Consider the following 21,135-nt stretch of genomic DNA (forward strand, 5'->3'; position numbering starts at 1 on the left):
CACGCCTCGTTCAACGCTTCTAAAGGCTGGGGGGAGCAGCAACCCAGCCGCCATCGCCACTTCGAACCAGAAGCGGCGTCGAGAATACCCCGACTACGCGCTCGGGCCATTGAGTACCAGCCGCAGCTATGGCCTTTCGCCAACGGTCCGTCTGCAGCATGGCCGCCCCGACCGCAACCGGCTCGACGCCGACCGCCGCAAGCAGGGAAAGCCCCGCAGCCATGGAAGCGCCGCTCGACATCACGTCGTCGATCAGCACGACCCGGCGCCCCTGGATGAGAGGCAACATGCGGGGATCGACATAAAGCCGCTTCTGCTGGTTCGGGGTGGTGATCGAGGTCAGCGGAACGGAAAGCTCGTCCTCGTACCAGAACTTGCGCGAGGTCCCGAGCGGCACATAACGCGTATGCCCCAGGGCCTCGGCAACGGCAGCAGCAAGTGTCAGGCCGAGCGTCGGAAGTCCGACTATAACTTCCGGCCGATAGGCTTCGAGCTTTGCGGCGAGATCTTCGGCAAGGGCGCGCAACACGGCAAAGCTTGCCTGATTGACGATCAGCGAGGCAATCCCGTGCCGCCCGTCCGCAAGCGTGCGTATCGGCAGGAGCATCTGCCGGCCATTGTCGAGCGTAGCCGGAAAGCGCGCCTCATGCGGACCGGAAGGATCGAAACTGCCGGCCGGATGAATGTCCTGCCAAAAGGCGTGGGGCTGCATTGGGGATGTCCTTCCATGTCCCTCGGTCGCCGAACCATTTTTCGTTTCATGGCAAAGCAGGCCTCGCTTTGCAACTCGCAAAGGTCTCCAGTATGACCGTTCAGAAAATCTTGACGCAGCGTCCCGATTTCGCGGTTGTCTTTGGTCGGACAGACATTACCTTTGTGAGGATTTCGCTAAAGTTCCGGCGGTTGTGCGCCGAGGAAACACACAGGATTGGCAATGTATACCGGTATCGTTCAGACCGTGGCCCCCGTAACCGACATCATCCGCCATGACGGTTACACCACGCTCTCAGTCGAACTTCCCGAACACCTGCTGGAGGACCTGCAGATCGGCGGCAGCGTTGCGGTGGAAGGCGTCTGCCTCTCGGCAACCTCGATCAGCGGCAACACCGTGACCTTCGACGCCATGGATGCGACTCTGTCGCGTACCAATCTCGACACCCTGCATCAGGGCGATGACGTCAACATCGAGCGCTCCGCCAAGCCGACCGACGAGAACGGCGGCCACGCCATCGCCGGTCATATCGCGACGACCGCGAAGCTGGTGGATGCGAAGATGGAAATGCCCGGCGCCTTCATCCGCTTTGCGGTTCCGGAGGAATGGGCGAAATACGTCTTTCCGCGTGGTTTTCTCGCCGTCAACGGCGCGAGCCTGACGGTTGCCGACGCAGACAGGAACGAGTTCACCATCAACCTCATTCCCGAAACGCTGCGCCAGACCACATTCCCGCGCTACAAGCCGGGCGACGAGCTGAATATCGAGGTCGATCACCAGACCATGGTGATGGTCGACGTCGTCGAGCGTACACTAACACGGCTTCTGGACCAGCGCCGCACGGCCTGATCTTCCGGGCGAAGCTTCAATGACTGGCCCTCAGCGAAACCCAGGGCCGATCACCGATCAAGGAAATGAGAACCTTCAGATAATCCGCCGGCTTCTGAGCACAGAGGTCGAGCGGGATGCCTTTAGCTGCGATTTCAGAAAGCGGCGAACCCGACACGATGCGGAAGGGAACGCCCGATCGCTGCAATCGCTCCACGACAGGTGTGACGGCGCCGTCGCGTACATGGAAATCTAGGATAGCCGCCGAGATCCGCTCGTGATCCAGAACCTCGAGTGCATCCGCCACAGTTTCCACCGTCATGACGTTCACACCGGCACGGGCGACGCTTTCCGCCGCATCCATGGAAATCAGCGCATCGTCCTCGACGATCAGGACCGTATCGGCCTCAAGTGCTTCTGCGTTTGGCTGCATGATTTGTCTCCTTTTGCAACAGAACGCGGTCCATCCAGTATTGTTCGGTTTTCCATGAATTCATGTTGTTTTTGGTTAATGAATTCCTTCTTTTCAACCATCGTCGCTGTGGAACCTTGAGGATGTTCGAACGTTGTATCTCCCGGACAGGTACTTCCGGGAGAAGGCTGCCGATCAGCCCACCGGAACATACTCACAACAATGAGAGCCGCTTCGGCGTTTCCATTTTCGCCGAAGCGCTCCAGAAGGGAGAAAGGCGATGCAGGTCATCAGTACACAGGTTCACGAAGATGCGGGCCGCAAACCGGGTTTCACGGTCGAGTTCGTCTGCGATGGAGGCGAGATCGTTTCGGTTCACATGAAGCAGACCGAAATGAACGGCATCAATCACCATAACGCGCTGGAAAAGGCCCGCGCATTCCTGCTTGAGGTCGGTTCGTTTGCCGGTGCCGACGATCGGTCCGCCATGCGCGACCGTCTCGGAACGGATGAGACCGGCCTGTCGGATGCCGTGCTGAGCGCGCGCCGCTCGCAGGATGCCGAAGAACTGGAAACCCAGCTCGAAGAAGGTCTGGAAGATTCCTTCCCCGCCAGCGACCCGGTTTCCGCGACCTATTCCTCCACCCCCGGACGGGCCGGACGGCACTGAGGCAGGTCGCGCGCTTCGGGTGAAGAAGGAAAAACAAAAGGCCCATCGAATGATGGGCCTTTTGCGTGAGCTGCGATCCGGTTTGGCGATCGGGAGAAGACTCAGAAGAACGCCTGAATGCCGGTCTGGGCACGGCCGAGGATCAGCGCATGCACGTCATGGGTTCCCTCGTAGGTATTCACTGTCTCGAGGTTCTGGGCGTGGCGCATGACATGGTATTCGATCTGGATACCGTTGCCGCCGTGCATGTCGCGGGCCATGCGGGCGATATCGAGCGCCTTACCGCAATTGTTGCGCTTGACCAGCGAGATCATTTCCGGCGCGAACTGGTGCTCGTCCATCAGCCGGCCGACGCGCAGCGAGGCAAAAAGGCCAAGCGTGATTTCCGTCTGCATGTCGGCAAGCTTTTTCTGGTAAAGCTGCGTTCCGGCCAGTGGCTTGCCGAACTGCTTGCGCTCGAGGCCGTATTGACGGGCACGGAACCAGCAATCTTCTGCCGCACCGAGCACACCCCATGAAATGCCGTAGCGGGCGCGGTTGAGGCAGCCGAACGGCCCCTTGAGACCGGATACGCCCGGCAGCAATGCGTCTTCGCCAACTTCTACGCCATCAAGCACGATCTCGCCGGTCACCGAGGCACGCAGGGAAAGCTTGCCGCCGATCTTCGGCGCCGACAGGCCCTTCATGCCCTTTTCCAGCACGAAGCCGCGAATCTCGCCGCCATGCGCTTCCGACTTCGCCCAGACGACGAAAACGTCGGCGATCGGCGCATTGGAAATCCACATCTTGGAACCGCGCAGGCGATAACCGCCCTCGATCTTCTCGGCGCGTGTCTTCATGCCGCCCGGATCGGAGCCGGCATCCGGCTCGGTCAAGCCGAAGCAACCGATCAACTCGCCAGAAACGAGACCGGGCAAGTACTTGTCCTTCTGCTCCTCGGAGCCATAGGCATAGATAGGATGGATGACCAGCGACGACTGCACGCTCATCATCGAGCGATAACCGGAATCGACGCGCTCCACTTCACGGGCGACGAGGCCGTAGGACACGTAGTTCGCACCGGCTGCGCCGTATTTTTCCGGCAGCGTCAGGCCGAGCAAACCGGCCTGCCCCATGAGGCGGAAGATTTCCGGCTCGACCGTTTCCCCGAGATACGCCTCGTTCACGCGCGGCAAAAGCTCGCTTTCGGCAAAGGACGCTGCCGCCGACTGGATCATCCGCTCGTCTTCGGAAAGAGCCTCCGCCATCAGGAAAGGATCGCTCCAGGAAAAGGGCCGCATATCGCTCATCACTCATATCCTCTTCAGATTTTAGGCCAGATTGACGAAATCGCCCCCTTGCGCAAGCCATGTTTACTCATGCTGCCATCAGGTCTATTCATATCGGATGCTGACCCATCAACGCCGTTTCCTGCCTTCCACCAGCGCGCTCGCGGCCTTCGATTCCGTGGCCAAGCTTGGAAGCTTTTCCGCCGCAGCCAACGAACTGGCGCTGACGCAAGGGGCCATCAGCCGGCAGATATCCCTTCTGGAAGATCAGCTCGGCGTCAAGCTCTTCGAGCGCAACAATCGCGGCGTCGAATTGACACCCATCGGCCGCGATTACGCCAAGGGCATCGGCGACGCGCTGGCGACGATCCGTACGCTTTCGCTGGAGGCGATGGCCAAGGCGGGCGACACCCATTTGCGTCTTGCGATGCTGCCGACGTTCGGCACCCGTTGGCTGATGCCGCGCATACCGGACTTCCTCGCCCGCAATCCCTCTATCATCATCGATTTCGCCACCCGCATCGGGCAGTTCGATTTCGAAAGCTCCGGGCTGGACGCCGCCATTCATATCGGTGATCCGAACTGGCCCGGCACCGATTGCCAGTTCCTGATGCAGGAGATGGTGGCGCCTGTCTGCAGCCCGGCCTTCCTGCGCGATCACCCGGTCGCGAGTGCGCAAGACCTGCTCTCCATGCCGCTCTTCGATCTCGCGTCGCGCCCCCGCGCATGGGAGCACTGGTTCGCAAGTCTGGACATACCAAACGGCCGCGGTGGCGGCATGCGCTTCGAACAGATTTCCAACGTGGTGCAGGCCTGCCTCGCGGGTCTCGGCATCGCCCTTGTCCCGACCTTCCTGATCGAACCCGAGCTTTCCAGCGGACAACTTGTTCGCGCCTGGAACCATGAGGTCAGGAGCGCCAGCGCCTATTACCTTGTCAGGCCCCTTTCGAAGATGGCTTACCCACCCGCCACCGCCTTTTCGCAATGGCTTCTGGAACAGGTTCGTGAGTTCAATGCCCGGCAGGCTGGTCGGAGCGAACTGACATCCTGAATGAGCGGCCAGCAGACATCTTGTAACGGCAAGCTTGACCAAAGTCATCTGATGACTTAATCATCATGCCATGAAGACGCTTCACAAAACCAGTCTCGCCGATACCGCTGCCGAAGCGCTGCGCGCGGAAATCCGTAGCGGTCGCTGGGCGGTCGGTTCCCGCGTTCCCAACGAAGCTTCCCTTTCGGAAACGCTCGGCGTCAGCCGTGGCACCATTCGCGAGGCCGTTCGGGTTCTGGCTTCGCAGGGACTTCTCGACGTGCGCCACGGTTCGGGAACCTATGTGCGCTCCCTTGTGGAAACCGATGGCGCGCTGGATCTCGCTCGTCGGGCCAGCCTGCGCGATCGTTTCGAGGCACGCTGCGCCCTCGACGTCGAGGCAGCCCGTCTCGCCACACTTCGCGCCAACGCCGCAACCATCGCCCGCCTGCGCGCCCTGCTCGCCCAGCGCGGCAACTCCGACAAGGGCGACCGCGCTGCGTTCATCGCGCGCGACTTCGCCTTCCACCGGGCCGTCGTTGCTGCTTCCAACAATCGGGCCATGGTCGAGCTCTACGACTTCTTCTCCGCCACCATCGCGGAAACCATCGAGGCCACGACTATGGGCGACCTGCCCGAACCCGACATGGCCGCCCATATGGCAATCGTCGATGCGATCGAAACCGGCGAGCCCGACAAGGCGGACGCCGCCGTGCGTCGTTTCATGGCCCCGGTCTTTGCCTATCTCGACCGCCGGAACGACTGATGACCGACAACGCCGATAGCCATACGCTCGACCTCGCGGACGAGCTTCTGATCGACGCCGAAGATGCGCCTTCAACCGCCATCACCGAGACCACAGGTCCGGCCACTCGCTGGCTGCTGGCCGTCAGCCTCGTACTGATCGCCTTCAACCTTCGCCCGGTTTTCTCCAGTGCATCGGCCCTGCTGCCTGAAATCCGTTCCGAACTCGGGCTTTCCGCCCTCGGCACCAGCCTGCTCACCACCATTCCCGTCATCTGCCTCGGTCTCTTCTCTCCGCTGGCGCCTCGCCTTGCCCAGAGGATCGGTGCGGAAAGAACCCTGCTCCTCGCCGTCTTCCTGCTGGCAACCGGAACCGCGTTGCGGGGCCTTTCCTCGCTTCCGCTGCTCTTCTTCGGCACCGCCCTTGCTGGCGCCTGCATTGCCATCGGCAATGTGCTCCTGCCGGGCCTGGTCAAACGGGATTTTCCCGATCGCACGGCGCTGATGACCGGTTTCTACACCATGGCGCTCTGTGCCGGAGCTGCAGGCGCTGCGGGCTTAAGCCTGCCAGTGGGAAAAGCCTTCGGCGGTTCGCTCGGCGCGGCGCTTGCCTTCTGGGCACTGCCCGCCTTTGTGGTGGCATTAATCTGGCTGCCGCAGGCATTGCGAAGCGCCAAACCCGCCAAGGGCAGCGGCATTCGCATCGAAGGCCTATGGCGCGACAGGCTGGCCTGGCAGGTCACGCTATTCATGGGGCTGCAATCGGCGCTCGCCTATTGCGTCTTCGGCTGGCTGGTCCCCATTTTGCGCGAACGCGGCATCGACGGGGTGACCGCCGGCGCCATCGTCTCGGTCTCCGTGATGGTACAGTCGGCGTCCTGCATCATATCGCCGCAGATCGCGGTGCGCGGACGCGACCAGCGGCTTATCAATGTTACGCTGGTCGTATTCGCAGTCGTCGCCTTGCTCGGTCTCCTCTTCGCACCACTCTCCACGATATGGATATGGGCCGTGCTTCAGGGCATTGGTCAGGGCGGCCTGATTGCCGTTGCCATGACCGCCATCGTGCTACGCTCGCCGGATTCCCATGTCGCCGCCCATCTCTCGGGGATGGCGCAGTTCATCGGATATCTTCTGGCGGCAATCGGCCCCCTTTTGGTCGGGCTGATAAGAAGCTGGACGGGAAGTTTTTCGGCATCGGCACTACTTTTCGTCGCACTCGGCCTTGGCGCCGCGATCAATGGCTGGGGCGCCGGACGTCTCGCCCATGTGAACGTCCGTTCGGTGCCCACCGAAAAATAAAACGAGACTGTGTCATCACGCACAGCCTCATCTTCGGTCCAATTGACAAGCTGTTGTTATGGAAGAAGAGTACCTCCTAATAAAACGGTCAGCGTGGGAGGGACAGGATGTCTGGGCGCAAGGCTTTTGGTTTTCTCGCAAAATTCCTGGCAATCTCGCTGCTGGCAACGCCTGTTGTCGCGGCCGACACCCGCAGCATCGTCACGACTCCGGACGGCGATTACTTCGGCTTTGATCTCAGAACCGAGAAGAACCTCTCGCTCGACGAGTGCGAGGCAAGCTGCATCGCCGATGGCTCCTGCCGCGCCTTCACCTACAATCCAAAGGTGAAGTGGTGTTTCCTGAAATCCGACTTCAACCAGCTCAACACCTTTGCCGGCGCGATTGCCGGTCGCGTAGTGGAAGCGGGCGTTGCGGAGGATCTCGGGGTAGCCAAGCGTCCCGATTTCGTCTCCGACCAGTTGATGGAGGATGCCCGCACGCAGCGCGCAGACCTCGCGCTCGGAGAAGACCAGCAGCAACTCGGCCAGGGCGCCCTCCTCGTCATCGCCCGTCAGTCGCTCGCAAACAACAACATCGACGCGGCACTCTATGCCTTCAAGGGTGCGCTCGCGATCACGCCTGACGACACCGCCATCTGGCTGGAAATGGCCCGTGCTGCCAATACAATTACCGGCAACAGCAGCGTCACCGGACAGGGCGTGCTCGCCGCACTCAATGGCTACCTCTTGAGCCGCGACACCCAAACCCGCGCCGATGCACTCGCCACCCTTGCCAAGGGGCTGGAGAACTCCGAGGACTACCGCAACGCGCTGAACGCCTACAAGGAAAGCCTCAAGCTCGTCACCGCCAAGACAGTGCAGGCCGCCTATAACGACCTGCGTTCCCGCAAGGGCTTTCGCGTCGTATCCAATAGCGTCGATGCCGACAGCCTGACGCCGCGCGCCTGCGTCGAGTTCTCCGATCCACTGGTCAAGCGCGGGGTGGATTACACGCCCTTCGTGACACTCGACGGCGCAGCACCCAAGGCACTTGAAGCCAAGGACAACCAGATCTGCGTCGAAGGCCTGACCCATGGCGCCCGCTACAAGCTGGCGCTGCGCGCCGGCCTGCCCTCCTCCGTCAAGGAAAGCCTCGAAGCGCAGGTCGATCTCGACATCTATGTCCGCGACCGTTCCGCATCGGTCCGCTTCACCGGCGACAGTTTCGTCCTGCCGTCCACGGCGCGGCGCGGCATCCCGCTGGTTTCGGTCAACACCGACAGCGCCAACCTCAAGCTCTACCGCATCGGCGACCGCAACGTCGCTCCCCTGCTTTCCGCCTCTCAGTTCCTCACCCAGCTCGACGGCTACAGCGCCGACCGCATCGAGAGCGAAACCGGCGAACTCGTGTGGCAAGGCTCGATCGATATCGCCACCGAACTCAACAAGGACGTCGTCACCAGCTTCCCGGTGGATGAGGTCCTGCCCCAGCGCAAGCCCGGCATCTACGTGATGACGGCATCCGTCGCCAATGCCAGCTCCGAGAACTGGGACAGCCGTCCGACCCAGTGGTTCGTCGTCTCCGATATCGGGCTTTCCACCTTTGCCGGCACCGATGGTCTGCACGTCTTTGCCCGCTCGCTTGCGACGGCAAAGCCGCTGGCTGGCGTCGATCTCCAGCTTATCGCCAAGAACAACGAGGTGCTGGCAACGGCGAAGACGGATGACTATGGCCATGCCCGCTTCGATGCCGGCCTGATCCGCGCCGGCGCGGCTCTTGCTCCGGCCGTCATCACCGCCCGTTCGCAGGACGACGACAACGTTTTCCTCGACATGACCCGCGCCGGCTTCGACCTTTCGGACCGTGGTGTCACCGGCCGGCCTGCTCCCGGCGCGATCGATCTTCTCGCATGGACCGAACGCGGCATCTACCGCCCCGGCGAGACCGTGCATGCCGCAGCTCTCGCCCGCGACATCGAGGCCGACTCCATCGACCGGCTGCCGCTGACCTTCATCTTCTCCCGGCCGGACGGCGTTGAATTCCGCCGCATGGTGGTCACCAGCGAAACGCTCGGCGGCTATGCTGTCGAGCTGCCCCTGCTCGCTAATTCCATGCGCGGCACCTGGAGCCTCGCGATCCACACCGATCCGAAGAAGGAGGCCATCGCTCGCCAGACCTTCCTGGTCGACGATTTCGTGCCGGATAGGCTGGAGTTCGACATCACCAGCGAAGCGAAGGACATCGAAGCCGGCGCCTCTGTCCCGGTCAGCGTCGACGGACGCTATCTCTATGGCGCACCCGCTGCCGGCCTGTCGCTGGAAGGTGAGGTCAACATCCGCCCGACCCGGAGCCATCCGGACTATGAGCGCTATGTCTTTGGCCTTGCCGACGAGGAGGCCGGCGAAGAAACCCAGGTGCCGCTTGAAGCGCTGGAACCGCTGGATGAGGACGGCAAGACGACCTTCGACGTCGAACTTGGCGAACTGCCGTCGACAACGCAGCTTCTCAACGCCGAAGTCGTGCTGCGCCTTGTCGAAGGTGGTGGCCGCGCCGTGGAGCGCAAGCTCACGCTTCCGGTTCGCCCCGAAGGCCCGATGATCGGCATCAAGCCCGAATTCACCGGCGACCTTGCCGAAAATTCGATCGCGAAGTTCAACGTCATCGCGCTCGGTCCCGACGGCAAGCGTCAGGCGCTTTCCGGCGCAAAGTGGAAACTCGTCAGCCTCGAGCGGAATTACCAGTGGTATCGCGAGGGTACATCCTGGCGCTACGAGCCGATCATCAGCACCAAGCAGGTGGCGGATGGCACCGTCGATATTTCCGCCGATGGAGCCGAGGTATCCGCCCCGGTACAATGGGGCCGCTACCGCCTCGAAATCGAAACGGCGATCCTCAACGGTCCCGCGACCAGCGTGGAATTCGACGCCGGCTGGTTTGTCGAGGCGAGCACCACGGAAACACCCGATGCGCTTGAAATCGGGCTCGACAAGGAAAGCTACGCCATCGGCGATACGGCGACGCTGAAGGTCTCGCCGCGCTTTGCCGGCGAACTGCTTGTAACCGTCGGCACCGAATCCCTCGTCACCTCGCAGGTGGCGACCATTCCCGCCGAAGGCGGAGAAGTCGCCATTCCTGTCACCGCCGAGTTCGGTGCCGGCGCCTATGTTACCGCAACACTCTTCCGGCCCGGCGACGCGCAGGAAAGCCGCATGCCGGCGCGCGCCATCGGCGTAAGCTGGCTGAAGGTCGATCCGGGCAAGGACAAGCTCGCCATTAAGCTCGATCCGCCTAAGCAGACCCTGCCGCGTCAACCGCTTGAGATCCCCATCGAGGTGCCGGGCGCAGGCATTGGCGAGGAAGCCTATGTCATGGTCGCTGCCGTCGATGTCGGCATCCTCAACCTGACCCGTTACGAAACCCCAAACCCGGAAGACTGGTATTTCGGCCAGCGCCGTCTGGGTCTTGAGATCCGCGACCTTTACGGCCGCCTGATCGACGGATCGCTCGGCGCGATGGGACGCCTGCGCACAGGTGGCGACGGTGCACAAAGCCCGCTTCAGGGCAATCCGCCGAAGGAAAAGCTGGTCGCCTTCTTCGCCGGTCCGGTGAAGCTCGATGCCGATGGCCGCGCCACCGTGTCTTTCGATATTCCTCAGTTCAACGGGACGGCCCGCGTGATGGCCGTCGCCTGGTCGAAATCCGGCGTCGGCCATGCCGAGACCGATGTCATCATCCGCGATCCGGTGGTGGTCACGGCCAGCATGCCGAAATTCCTCGCCCCCGGCGACGAAACCGAACTGCGTCTCGACATCGCCGCAACCGATGCGCCCACCGGCGATTACACTCTTGCGGTTTCGTCCAACGATGCGGTTCGCATCGATCCACAGGCCACGACCCAGACCATCAGCCTGGAAGCCGGTGGTAAGACGATCGTGACACTGCCCGTCACCGGCGTCGAGCCGGGCCCGGCGACCATCGACATCGCGCTGTCCAACGCTTCCGGCTTGTCGCTCGACCAGAGCCTCGAAGTCCCCGTTCGCCCGGTATCCCTACCGGTGACGGAACGCCGGGTTCTGTCTCTCGCTCCCGGCAAGAGCCTGACCGTCGATGCCGACCTGCTCGCCGACAGCCTGCTGCAGGATGCGGCGGTCAGCCTCAATGTCAGCCGCGCCGATGGCTTCGACCTTCCGGCCCTGCTGATGGGTCTCGACCGCTATCCCTATGGATGCGCCGAGCAGACCACCAGCCGTGCGCTGCCATTGCTTTATCTGAGCGAGCTTTCCAAGATCTCGGGCCTGCCAGACGACGAGGATGTGAAGAAGCGGGTGCAGGACGCGATCTACCGGGTTCTTTCTTACCAATCCTCCAGCGGCAGCTTCGGCCTCTGGGCTCCGGGCTATGAGGACCTGTGGCTCGATGCCTATGTCACCGATTTCCTCACCCGCGCCCGCGAGCAGAAGTTCGAAGTGCCGGAACAGGCGATGCTGCAGGCAATCGAAAACCTGCAGAACCGCATCGGCTATGACGCCGATATCCGCAGCCGCGGCAACGAGATCGCCTATTCGCTCTACGTGCTGGCGCGCAATCGCAAGGCCGCGATCAGTGACCTGCGCTACTATGCGGATACCATGCTCGGCGACTTCCCGACCCCGCTTTCGAAGGCGCATCTGGCCGCGGCACTTTCGCTCTATGGCGATGCCGAACGCTCGCGCTCGGTCTTCCTCGACGCAGCCGGCATGTCGGAAGAAGCACGCCTGACCAAGGTCAGCCTCAACCGCTCGGACTACGGCTCGTCGCTGCGCGATGGGGCGGCCGTGCTTGCGCTTGCCGCCGAAAGCCGCCCGGTTCCGCCGATCGTGCCGGCACTCGCCAAGGTCGTGACCGACGAATGGCGTGAAAAGCAGTATCTCAGCACCCAGGAGCAGACCTGGCTTCTGCTGGCCGCCCGCGCCCTGCAGAAGGGTGACGACGGCCTGTCGCTCGACGTCAACGGCGCTCAGCATAACCGCACCTATCAGGCGAGCATCACCGGCGACGCCCTGCTCCAGCATGCCGTCACGCTGACCAATAAAAGCAGCGATCCGGTTTCAGCGGCAATCACCACGGTCGCGGCACCGAAGGCTCCGCTGCCGGCCGGCGGCGAGGGCTTCGACATCACCCGCACCTACTACACGCTGGATGGCGAGGAGGCGAATGTCAGCGAAGCCGCACAGAACGAGCGCTATGTCGTCGTTCTCAACGTCACCGAAAATGACGACTGGCCGGCGCAATTACTGATCACCGACCTGCTTCCCGCCGGCTTCGAGATCGACAATCCGAGCCTCGTCGACAGTGCGGCACTCGCCAACTTCGACTGGATCGGCGAGACGGAAACGGCCCATCTCGAATTCCGCAACGACCGCTTCGTCGCGGCAATCGACCGGCCGGCCAACGAGAACGGCGAGATCACCCTCGCCTATGTCGTCCGCGCCGTGACGCCCGGCACATACGAGCATCCGGCGGCCTCGGTCGAGGACATGTACCGGCCGCAGTTCTCGGCCCGCACAGCCACCGGCCGCATGCAGGTCTCGGCGGCGGAGTAACGGGAAAAGGGTGATGGGAAAGCTGCGCGTCGCGGGTTGGAGCCTTGCAGGTGCTGCTGTTGCAGCAACCGTGGCGCTCCTTGCCCTCGACGCAGCCGATCGCGCCTTCCCGCCGCCATTGCCGGAGGCCGCCACGGTCTCGGCAGAAGTGCTGGACGCCGATGGGCAATTGCTGCGTGCCTTCGCGACGAAGGACGGGCTGTGGCGTCTGAAGACGACGGCTGCCGATGTAGATCCGCAACTCGTGAAAATGCTGGTCGCCTATGAGGATCGGCGGTTCTACGAGCATTCCGGTATCGACCTCATGGCGTTCGGCCGCGCCGGTTGGCAATTGCTGACCAATGGCCGCATCGTTTCGGGCGGCTCGACGCTCAGCATGCAGGTCGCCCGCCTGATCGAGCCGCGTCGCGAACGGTCGCTGACGGCCAAGCTCATCCAGATTGCCCGCGCCCTGCAGATCGAACGGCGGCTGGAAAAATCGGAGATCCTCGACCTCTATCTCACCCACGCGCCCTATGGCGGCAATCTCGAGGGCGTGCGGGCGGCAAGCCTTGCCTATTTCGGCAAGGAACCGAAACGTCTCTCGACGGCGGAAGCCGCCTTGCTGGTCGCGCTGCCGCAACTGCCGGAACGACGCCGCCCCGACCGCTACAGGGAAAACGCCGAAGCCTCCCGCAAGCGTGTCCTGCAACGGATGGAAAACGCCGGCGTGCTGGAATCCGGCGAGATCGCCCGCGCCGAAATCGCCCCCCTGCCGGAAAAACGCCTGCAATTGCCGGCACTCGCCGCCCATCTGGCGGAAGCAGCAAGACGCAAGGCGCCGACCGAAACAACATATCGGACAACGCTTCGCCGGGATGTGCAGCAGCGGCTCGAAACCGTTGCGCGAGCAACCTCCCAACGTCTCGATCCGAAGGTGTCGCTCGCCATGCTGATGGCCGATGCGGAGACCGGGGAAATCGTCGCCGAGATCGGCGCGGCCGATTATTTCGATGCCTCCCGCTCCGGCTGGATCGACATGACCCGCGTCAGCCGCTCGCCCGGCTCGACACTGAAGCCGTTCATCTACGGACTGGCCTTCGAGGAAGGACTGGTCGCACAGGAAACCATCGTCGAGGATCGCCCGGCGGACTTCTTCGGTTATCGGCCGAAGAATTTCGACATGAGCTATCAGGGTGATGTCAGCATCCGCCAGGCCCTGCAACTCTCCCTGAACGTACCAGCGGTGCGGCTACTCGATGCGCTCGGCCCTTCGAAGCTGATGGTAAGGCTGCGTCGCGCCGAGGTGCGTCCGCGCCTGCCGACCGCGGAAGCACCCGGACTTGCCATCGCGCTCGGAGGCGCCGGCCTGACGCTCAAGGAACTCGTCCAGCTCTATGCCGGCCTCGCCAACCGCAGGACGCCGGTTCGGCTGGGTGACGGTATCAACGACCAGCCCGGCGAGATAGAGAACACCGCCGCCCTGTTCGAACCCGTCGCCGCATGGAATGTCACCGACATCCTCTCGGGCGTTCTGCCTCCATCCGGCAGCCCCACCATCGGCATCGCCTACAAGACCGGCACCAGCTATGGCTATCGTGACGCCTGGTCTGTAGGCTTCGACGGCCGTTATGTCCTCGGCGTCTGGATCGGCCGCCCCGACAATGCCGCGGTAGCAGGCATTTCCGGTTATGCGACGGCGGCTCCCCTTCTGTTCGAAGCCTTTTCGAAATCGGGACTGTCAGGCACTCCGCTTCCCTCCGCCCCGCGCGGCGCAAACCGCATCGCCCAATCGGAGCTGCCGATCAGCCAGCGCCGCTTCTCGCTCGATCCGAGCGGTCTCCTGTCCGCCTCGACGCGCGAAAAACCGCCGCAGATCGTCTATCCGCCGGAAGGCGCCCAGATCGAACTCGGCATCGGTCCAGATGGCGCGCCCCTGCCCCTTGCCCTAAAACTGCAGTCCGGGCGAGCGCCGTTCCGCTGGCTTGCCAATGGCAAGCCGCTTTCCGAACCCACTCGCCGGCGCACGACTGAGTGGACACCGGAAGGTGTCGGCTATTCGACGCTGACGGTCATCGACGCCGCTGGCCGCGCGGCAACCGTGGGCTTTTTCGTGCGATCCTGAACGTGTTGCTTATCAAGTCAAAGAGATGCTCGACTTGCCCGCCAGCCTGGACAAGCGTAAGCCATGACGGACAGGAAAAGGGATCGAGGCCATGACGGAACTGAAGACGAGACAGACTGGCGCAACGGCAACGCTCGGCCATCGCGGCTTTCCTCATGTCGTATCGGCCACCGGAGGCGAAATCGATATCGTCACCGGCCACAGCCAGCCAGGCTTCAACCCCGTTGACCTGCTTTACGCATCGCTTGCCGCCTGTCTCGCCATGAGCGCCCGCATCGCCGCAACGCAGATGCATGTCATGGACAAGGTCACCGGCATCACTGCCGAGGTGAAAGGCGAGAAAGCCCATGAAGGCCCCTCACGGGTCACGCGCTTCGATGTCCGCATCACCATTGCAGGCGAGGTCGAAGCCGACACTCGCCTGAAGATCATCCACGCGGCCGAGGAAATCTGCACGGTCAGCAACACGCTGGCAGGCAGCCCCGCATTCTCGATCGAACTCGGCGACTGATTGTTTCTGACAAAAATTAAGCCCGCACTGGAAATCTTGCACGCGCGACCCTACCTGAGCAGCGGGTTGGCGGATTCAAGGCTTGACGGATGGTCACGCTGAGATAAAACCGGCTTGTCGCGCAACGCCTTGTGCCTTGCGTTGCGGACCAAACTTCTGGTGCCGGGCCCCTCTGGCGAGAGTTTACGGCGCTCTCGTGATGTCGGTACCGCCAGCAAGATGAGCCGGCGGATTCAAAAACATGACTCTTCAGATCATGCCTCTCCCGCGTGCATGCGACGCCGTGCACGCCGATTTCCTGTATCTTTTCGCATTCAACCTTCCGGAGGCACGCCAATGAGCACGCCTTCGACCGGACAACCAACCCTTTCCTACTTTAAATGGGCTTTTATCGTCACCGCCGCCGGCCTCGCGATCGGTGCATGGCTCGGATGGCAGACCACCGGCACGCTTGGCGGCATGGCGACTGTCTTCTTCATCTGCGCGGTGCTTGCCGTTCTGGAAATTTCGCTTTCCTTCGACAACGCCATCGTCAATGCCAACAAGCTTAAGGACATGACCCCCGTCTGGCAGCATCGCTTCCTGACCTGGGGTATCATCATCGCCGTGTTCGGGATGCGTATCGTCTTCCCGCTGCTGATCGTGGTCATCGCCGCCGGTATCGGCCCGATCGAGGCGCTCTTCCTTGCGGCGCGCGAACCGGCTGAATACGCGCGCATCATGAACGACGCGCATCTGCCCATTGCCGCCTTCGGCGGTACCTTCCTGATGATGGTGGGCCTCACCTACTTCTTCGACCACGAAAAAGAAGTGCACTGGATCGTCTTCCTTGAGAAGCACATGGCGCGCTCCGCTTCGATTAAGGGTATCGAGATCGCCTTCGTGCTGCTCCTCATCCTCCTGTTCTCCAACCTGCTGGAAGGCGAGGAAGCCAATACCTTCGTGCATTCCGCGATCTACGGCCTTCTGACCTTCCTTGCGGTGGAAGTTCTGGGCGGCCTGCTCGACCAGTCGCAGAAGACCATGTCGGCGGCCGCCAAGGGTGGCCTCGGCGCCTTCATCTATCTCGAAGTGCTCGACGCCAGCTTCTCCTTCGATGGCGTCATCGGCGCATTCGCGCTCAGCCAGAACCTGTTCGTCATCGCGATCGGCCTCGGCATCGGCGCAATGTACGTTCGCTCGATGACCATCATGCTGGTCGATAAGGGAACGCTCGCCGAATACCGCTATCTGGAACACGGAGCCTTCTACGCCATCCTGATCCTCTCGGTGATCATGTACTGCCAGACGCTGGTACACATCCCCGAGGTCATCACCGGCCTTGGCGGCGCCGCCCTGATCGGCATCTCGCTCTGGTCCTCGATCCGCTACAACCGCAGGGAACGGGAAGAGGAACTACAGCACAGCCGGGAAACCATCGCTGAAAACATCTGACCTCAGAAACTGACGGTGGAAACGAAAGAGCCGGCCTTTGCGCCGGCTCTTTTCGTATTACGAAATGGAATACCTAGTCCCGGCCGTAAGCAATATGGGCCTTTTTGTGCCGAACCTTGCCCCGTCGGCCCGCGTTCTTACATCAGTCCGGCCAGCCCGTGCCAAGGGTGATGGCGGAAATCGCTTCCAACAGAAAAGAGGATCCGAGTGAAGGACGAAACCGAAGAGCAACGCGCCGGCATTACCTCCGCCAAGCTCGAGGCCCTGGCCGAAACCGCCACCCGCGCAGGCACGCTTTCGCTCGGAGAGTTGCTGGACGCCATGGGCCGGACCAGCATCGCCTTCACAATCCTCATCCTCTCCCTGCCGGCGCTAACCCCGATCCCCGGACCGTTCGGCATGTTCTTCGGCACCTGCCTTGCCATCGTTTCCCTGCAGATCATCGCCGGCTACAGGCGCATCTGGTTGCCGCGCGCACTCGCTGACCGAAAGCTCTCGGCATCCATCGTGACGCTCGTTGTCCGCCATACCGCGCCCCTCGTCCGCAGGGTCGAGGCCCTGTTGCAACGTGGTCGGTTGCGGGCGCTCACCGGCCACAGGGCACAGACGCTGCTCGGCGTTCCGGTCTTCCTTCTCGCCGTGGCCATCGCCCTGCCCATTCCCTTCGGCAATTTCCTGCCGGTGGGCGCACTCGTGGTAATAGCCATTGGCCTCATGGAAAGAGACGGCCTCGCGACACTGTTCGGCATCGTGCTTGCCGCAATCGCACTCGGCACGTCCGGCGGGCTGATCTGGGGCGCGGCCTCGGCGCTGGGCTGGGCAATCGCATCCTGACGTGTTTCCCGGTAGCGAGCATTGGAATACGTCTAGGCCGGCGCTCACAAGACAAAGGGCCGCTCTCTTTGCAGGAGCGGCCCTTGGGACGTCCCGCAGGACGCGGTGGTAAGCTATATTACTGCACGCTGGCAAGTGCGGCGTCGATACGCTCCTGGGCCTTCTTCGGCAGCTTGACGGTCTTGAAGGCATCGAGGTTCGCGCTCGGATCGTTGACGACGACCACGCCGACCATACCCATGCCCACATGCGGTGCGCACTTGACACCGTAGACGCCGGGCACGTCGAAGGTCACCTTGATCGTCTCGCTCATCTTGCCCTTGAACTCGGCGGCACCATTCGGGATCATGCCCTTGATGCTCTCGGCATTATGGCCCTTGTCGGTCGGAATGAAGGTCACAGTATCGCCTGCTGCGATCTTTATGCCTGCCGGTTCGAAGACCATCGCACCGTCCTTGCCCTTGTTCAACATATGAACTTCGTAATCTGCGGCAGCGGCAGTGCCGGCAAAAGCGGCGAGGATCGCGGCGGCGGCAACGAGACGCTTCATCATCATGGTCATTGTCTTGCTCCTTGAAAGAGGCCCCTCGGGCCTGTTGAACAAGGAGATACGCCCGTGAGCCCGCACCTTCTTTGTCATTGCACAAATAGCAAAGCGCAATTTGTGCGAAGCGGCGAAGCCGGCGTGTTCAATACTGATGGAAATTAATCTCGAGCGCCGTCCGCCAGTTCGGCAAGGCCTTCAAGATCGATCACCAGCAACTTCTGGCGCCCGCCCTCGACGAAGCCGCGCGACTCCCAGGCGCTGAGAATGCGCGAGACGGTGTGCAGCGTGGTACCGGTCATTTCGGCAATGTCCTGCCGGGAAATCGGGAAGTCGATGCGGATGCCGCCAGCTTCCTTTCGCCCGGCCTTGCGCGCCAGACGCAGCACCGCATGGGCGACGCGACGCTCCACTTCCTGGGTCGACATCTCCCGAATGCGGGTATGAGCCTCCTCCAACCGCTGGCCGATGGTCTGCATGGCGCTGACAGCGAGGCGGGGATTATGCTCGACGAAATTCGGCCAGAGATCGGTCGGCCAGCACAGCGTCACGCTCTCGGCCGCGGCAATCGCGGTACCGGGATAATCCGTCCGCTGCAGCGCCTTGGCAAAACCGAAGAGATCTCCGGGATGGACGACACGCACGATGATCTGCTGCCCGTCCTCCGTCACCTGAGTGACCTTGAGACGTCCATGGAGGAGAAGGAAGAAACTGATTGCCGGCTGTCCCTGTTCGAACACGGCTTCGCCCTGCGGCACACGACGCGAAGTCGCGTATGAGAGCAGCCTGTCCAGCTCTTCGTCGCTCATGCGATCGAACAACGGGAGCGTCTTCACGACGGTCCGGTCAATCTTCACTCCCGCAACCCTTTCCTCCGGCATCGAACGTTACGAACAGGGTGCGCGCGTGCGCACGCCCTGTATCCGCAAATGCAACATCATCGATTCCTTTAGACTAGAGCCTTGCCTGGCGGAAGGTAAAAAAGAGGCGCGCAATCCAGCGTTCGTCCCGCACAAGACGGAAGCCGACATTATCGGGGGGTGTACCCACCGAGCATCCGCCACCCTTCGGCTCACGCACGAAGGCGCTGAGCGGCGCACGATGCTTGCCGGTGGCGATATAGATGCCGCAGCTTTCGACGCTGTCGATGACCTCGCCCGAGGCCCCGAGGTTGACGCGGCGGTTGCAAGTGGTCGTCCATTCCCAGACATTGCCGGCGAAATCAGCAAGTCCATATTCGTTCTCGCCGAAATATCCGAAGGGTTGCGGAGCGGGCTCCCGCGATGCCTTGCGGGCGGCTTCACGCTGATAGTCGGCCAGCCATCTGAGCGCAGGGTTCTTGCTGTCGGGATCGACGCCAAGCGCATCGTCTGGAAATTTTGAGCCTGCAGCGAAAGCAAGCTGCTCGTCGCTCGGCAACGACCACACGGCATCGCTGTGCTGGCTGAGCCAGACCGCATAGCCGGTCGCATCGTCATAGCTGACGCCGGTCGCGGGCATGTCGGAAGAAGAGGGCATCTTCGATTCCCGCGCCGGACATGCTCCGTCCGCGACACAACGGTCATATTCGGCGGCAGAAATCTGGTATCTGGTGATCGTTAAAGCCTGGGCAGCTTCCCGTTCCAGCATCGGGGCATCGACGGCAAATCCTGCTTTGAAGAACTCGCCCGCCTGCCGGTAGCTGAAGGCCCGCGGCTCGATGAGAACGGTCTCCGGCGATGCCACCGAAACCACGCCGGGCTGAGGCACGATACCGGTGCGTAGGGCAAGCGCCCCCGCAAGGCCAAGCAGCAGCACCCCCGGCAGCATCAGCGACAGGGCGGAAACGGAACGATTTGCATGAACGGAAAGCATGACGACCTCCCCAAGGCCGCGATGGACGTGGCGGATCCGCGCCCGCTTGCGGCAGACGCGGATCCTCTGTCATTCAGCTTGCGCTCGGCGCCAGTACCGAGGTCATCAGGTCGTCGTTCCATTCACCGGTGACAGTGAAGTGGGCGGCGGCGCCAAGCTCGAAGGCCTCGATCAGGTTGTGGTTAACGTAGGCATATATGCCCGGCTGATGGAAGGTGTAGTAGGCAGCGCCTGCGGCACCTCCGGGGATGAACCAGGTTTCCTGGTCGGTGTCCGGCGCGTTGTGGAACTTGCCGTTAGCCCAGACATAATCGCCATGCCCGCCGATCAGGTGCGGACGGGTATCGCGGTTGGCCTGCGAATGGACAATCAGGACCCGGTCGCCGACCTCTGCCTTCATGGCGTTCTGGCCCGTGAGCGCGCCAACCGCACCGTTGAAGACGATGTGGCTCGGAGTGAGCGACCGCATGACCTCCAACGTATCGGCATAGGCATCGCCGGCGCTCTCGTATTTCTTGAAGTTGCCGTTCTCGTCCTTGGGAACGTAGAAGTCCTGTTCGCCGACATAGTAGATCTTGTCATAGGTCAGGTCGTTGCCCTTGGCATCCTTCAGGCCGTCACGCGGCAGCACCATGATCGCGCCGTTCATGCCCGAGGTAACGTGCCACGGAACCATTCCGGGAGGTGCGCAGTGGTAGACGAAGACGCCGGCCTTGGTGGCCTTGAAGCGGAGCACCGTCTGCTCTCCGGGATTGACCAACGTCAGCGCGCCGCCGCCCAGTGCACCGGTTGCAGCATGGAAGTCGATGTTGTGCTGCAGCGTATTGGTGTCCGGGTTGATCAAAGTCAGCTCGACATAATCTCCCTCGTGCACCACCATCAAAGGGCCGGGAACCGAACCGTTGAAGGTCATGGCGTGCACTTCCGTGCCCGCATCGTCCAGGATCATCTTCTGTTCCTTGATCGTCAAAGTGAACTCGACGACCTTCGGACCGCCTTCGGCCTTCTGCGTGTGGGCGTGGACGAACGGAGGTTTGACCAGTTCGACCTTTTCCCGGGGAAGCTTGGCGATGTCGGCAGCGGTTGCTGCCGCATTGGTCTTGATGCCACCTCCTTCGGCGCGGGCCTCGGAAGTATTGATGATCGGCGCCAGGGCGCCGGCAAAGGCCACGCCGGCCAGGATTGTGCGGCGGGTTACCTGAAACTGCTCAGTCATCGGAATGTCTCCTTGTGGTAGAGCGGAGCGGATATCGTCCGTTGACAAGAGTTCTACTCCCGATCGTAAAAGGTAATTTGTGCCAGAACAAACTTCTTCGACGGGGGT

General features: G+C 62.2%; 17 protein-coding genes. 10 read left to right on the forward strand and 7 right to left on the reverse strand.

Going from position 1 to position 21,135, the window contains the following annotated elements; translation table 11 throughout:
• Nucleotides 1–19 precede the first annotated feature (19 nt).
• A complete protein-coding gene (locus tag NBH21_RS20810) occupies nucleotides 20–712 on the reverse strand; it encodes a phosphoribosyltransferase (protein WP_250914956.1) in 693 nt (230 codons plus the stop codon).
• A gap of 222 nt (nucleotides 713–934) precedes the next feature.
• Between NBH21_RS20810 and NBH21_RS20815 the strand changes: the two genes are divergently transcribed.
• The gene (locus NBH21_RS20815) at nucleotides 935–1,561 is read left to right on the forward strand and encodes a riboflavin synthase subunit alpha (RefSeq protein ID WP_250914955.1); all 627 of its coding nucleotides are present in this window, start codon (nucleotides 935–937) and stop codon (nucleotides 1,559–1,561) included.
• 16 nt (nucleotides 1,562–1,577) lie between these two features.
• On the opposite strand, the gene NBH21_RS20820 is transcribed toward NBH21_RS20815, so the two are convergent.
• A complete protein-coding gene (locus NBH21_RS20820) occupies nucleotides 1,578–1,973 on the reverse strand; it encodes a response regulator (protein ID WP_250914954.1) in 396 nt (131 codons plus the stop codon).
• A gap of 259 nt (nucleotides 1,974–2,232) precedes the next feature.
• Between NBH21_RS20820 and NBH21_RS20825 the strand changes: the two genes are divergently transcribed.
• Nucleotides 2,233–2,622: a hypothetical protein gene (locus tag NBH21_RS20825; protein ID WP_250914953.1), complete on the forward strand. Its 390-nt coding sequence runs from the start codon at nucleotides 2,233–2,235 to the stop codon at nucleotides 2,620–2,622.
• A 101-nt stretch (nucleotides 2,623–2,723) separates the two neighbouring features.
• Here the strand turns inward: NBH21_RS20825 and NBH21_RS20830 are convergent, their stop codons facing one another.
• Nucleotides 2,724–3,902, reverse strand: coding sequence for an acyl-CoA dehydrogenase (locus NBH21_RS20830; RefSeq protein ID WP_425340459.1), 1,179 nt, complete (start codon nucleotides 3,900–3,902; stop codon nucleotides 2,724–2,726).
• A gap of 106 nt (nucleotides 3,903–4,008) precedes the next feature.
• On the opposite strand from NBH21_RS20830, the gene NBH21_RS20835 reads away from it, so the two are divergent.
• The 8 genes from NBH21_RS20835 (at nucleotide 4,009) to NBH21_RS20870 (ending at nucleotide 17,413) form a co-directional block, all read left to right on the forward strand.
• Nucleotides 4,009–4,941: a LysR family transcriptional regulator gene (locus NBH21_RS20835; RefSeq protein ID WP_250914951.1), complete on the forward strand. Its 933-nt coding sequence runs from the start codon at nucleotides 4,009–4,011 to the stop codon at nucleotides 4,939–4,941.
• Nucleotides 4,942–5,011: 70 nt separating this feature from the next.
• The gene (locus NBH21_RS20840) at nucleotides 5,012–5,686 is read left to right on the forward strand and encodes a FadR/GntR family transcriptional regulator (RefSeq protein ID WP_250914950.1); all 675 of its coding nucleotides are present in this window, start codon (nucleotides 5,012–5,014) and stop codon (nucleotides 5,684–5,686) included.
• Complete coding sequence (locus NBH21_RS20845; RefSeq protein ID WP_250914949.1) at nucleotides 5,686–6,966, forward strand: CynX/NimT family MFS transporter; 1,281 nt, start codon at nucleotides 5,686–5,688, stop codon at nucleotides 6,964–6,966. The genes NBH21_RS20840 and NBH21_RS20845 overlap by 1 nt, the downstream gene beginning before the upstream one ends.
• 107 nt (nucleotides 6,967–7,073) lie before the next feature.
• A complete protein-coding gene (locus NBH21_RS20850; RefSeq protein ID WP_250914948.1) occupies nucleotides 7,074–12,530 on the forward strand; it encodes an alpha-2-macroglobulin family protein in 5,457 nt (1,818 codons plus the stop codon).
• A 13-nt stretch (nucleotides 12,531–12,543) separates the two neighbouring features.
• Nucleotides 12,544–14,634: a penicillin-binding protein 1C gene (gene pbpC / locus NBH21_RS20855; protein WP_250914947.1), complete on the forward strand. Its 2,091-nt coding sequence runs from the start codon at nucleotides 12,544–12,546 to the stop codon at nucleotides 14,632–14,634.
• Nucleotides 14,635–14,725: 91 nt separating this feature from the next.
• Nucleotides 14,726–15,145: an OsmC family protein gene (locus NBH21_RS20860; protein WP_250914946.1), complete on the forward strand. Its 420-nt coding sequence runs from the start codon at nucleotides 14,726–14,728 to the stop codon at nucleotides 15,143–15,145.
• Nucleotides 15,146–15,481: 336 nt separating this feature from the next.
• Nucleotides 15,482–16,579, forward strand: coding sequence for a DUF475 domain-containing protein (locus NBH21_RS20865; RefSeq protein WP_250914945.1), 1,098 nt, complete (start codon nucleotides 15,482–15,484; stop codon nucleotides 16,577–16,579).
• Nucleotides 16,580–16,786: 207 nt separating this feature from the next.
• On the forward strand, nucleotides 16,787–17,413 hold the full coding sequence (locus NBH21_RS20870) for an exopolysaccharide biosynthesis protein (RefSeq protein WP_250914944.1): 627 nt from the start codon (nucleotides 16,787–16,789) through the stop codon (nucleotides 17,411–17,413).
• Nucleotides 17,414–17,531: 118 nt separating this feature from the next.
• Here NBH21_RS20870 and NBH21_RS20875 read toward each other — a convergent pair whose 3' ends face one another.
• From NBH21_RS20875 to nirK, 4 genes are all read right to left on the reverse strand, one after another.
• Entirely contained in the window at nucleotides 17,532–17,969 is a 438-nt protein-coding gene (locus tag NBH21_RS20875) for a pseudoazurin (protein WP_425314401.1), read from the reverse strand.
• A gap of 149 nt (nucleotides 17,970–18,118) precedes the next feature.
• Entirely contained in the window at nucleotides 18,119–18,814 is a 696-nt protein-coding gene (locus NBH21_RS20880; protein ID WP_163901660.1) for a Crp/Fnr family transcriptional regulator, read from the reverse strand.
• Nucleotides 18,815–18,911: 97 nt separating this feature from the next.
• Nucleotides 18,912–19,811 (reverse strand): SUMF1/EgtB/PvdO family nonheme iron enzyme, encoded by a 900-nt coding sequence (locus tag NBH21_RS20885; RefSeq protein ID WP_250914943.1) that lies wholly within the window; start codon nucleotides 19,809–19,811, stop codon nucleotides 18,912–18,914.
• Between the two features lie 73 nt (nucleotides 19,812–19,884).
• Nucleotides 19,885–21,027, reverse strand: coding sequence for a copper-containing nitrite reductase (nirK, locus tag NBH21_RS20890; protein WP_163901662.1), 1,143 nt, complete (start codon nucleotides 21,025–21,027; stop codon nucleotides 19,885–19,887).
• Nucleotides 21,028–21,135: the final 108 nt, after the last annotated feature.

It is taken from the genome of Ciceribacter sichuanensis (assembly GCF_024055605.1).
GTDB lineage: Bacteria > Pseudomonadota > Alphaproteobacteria > Rhizobiales > Rhizobiaceae > Allorhizobium > Allorhizobium sichuanense.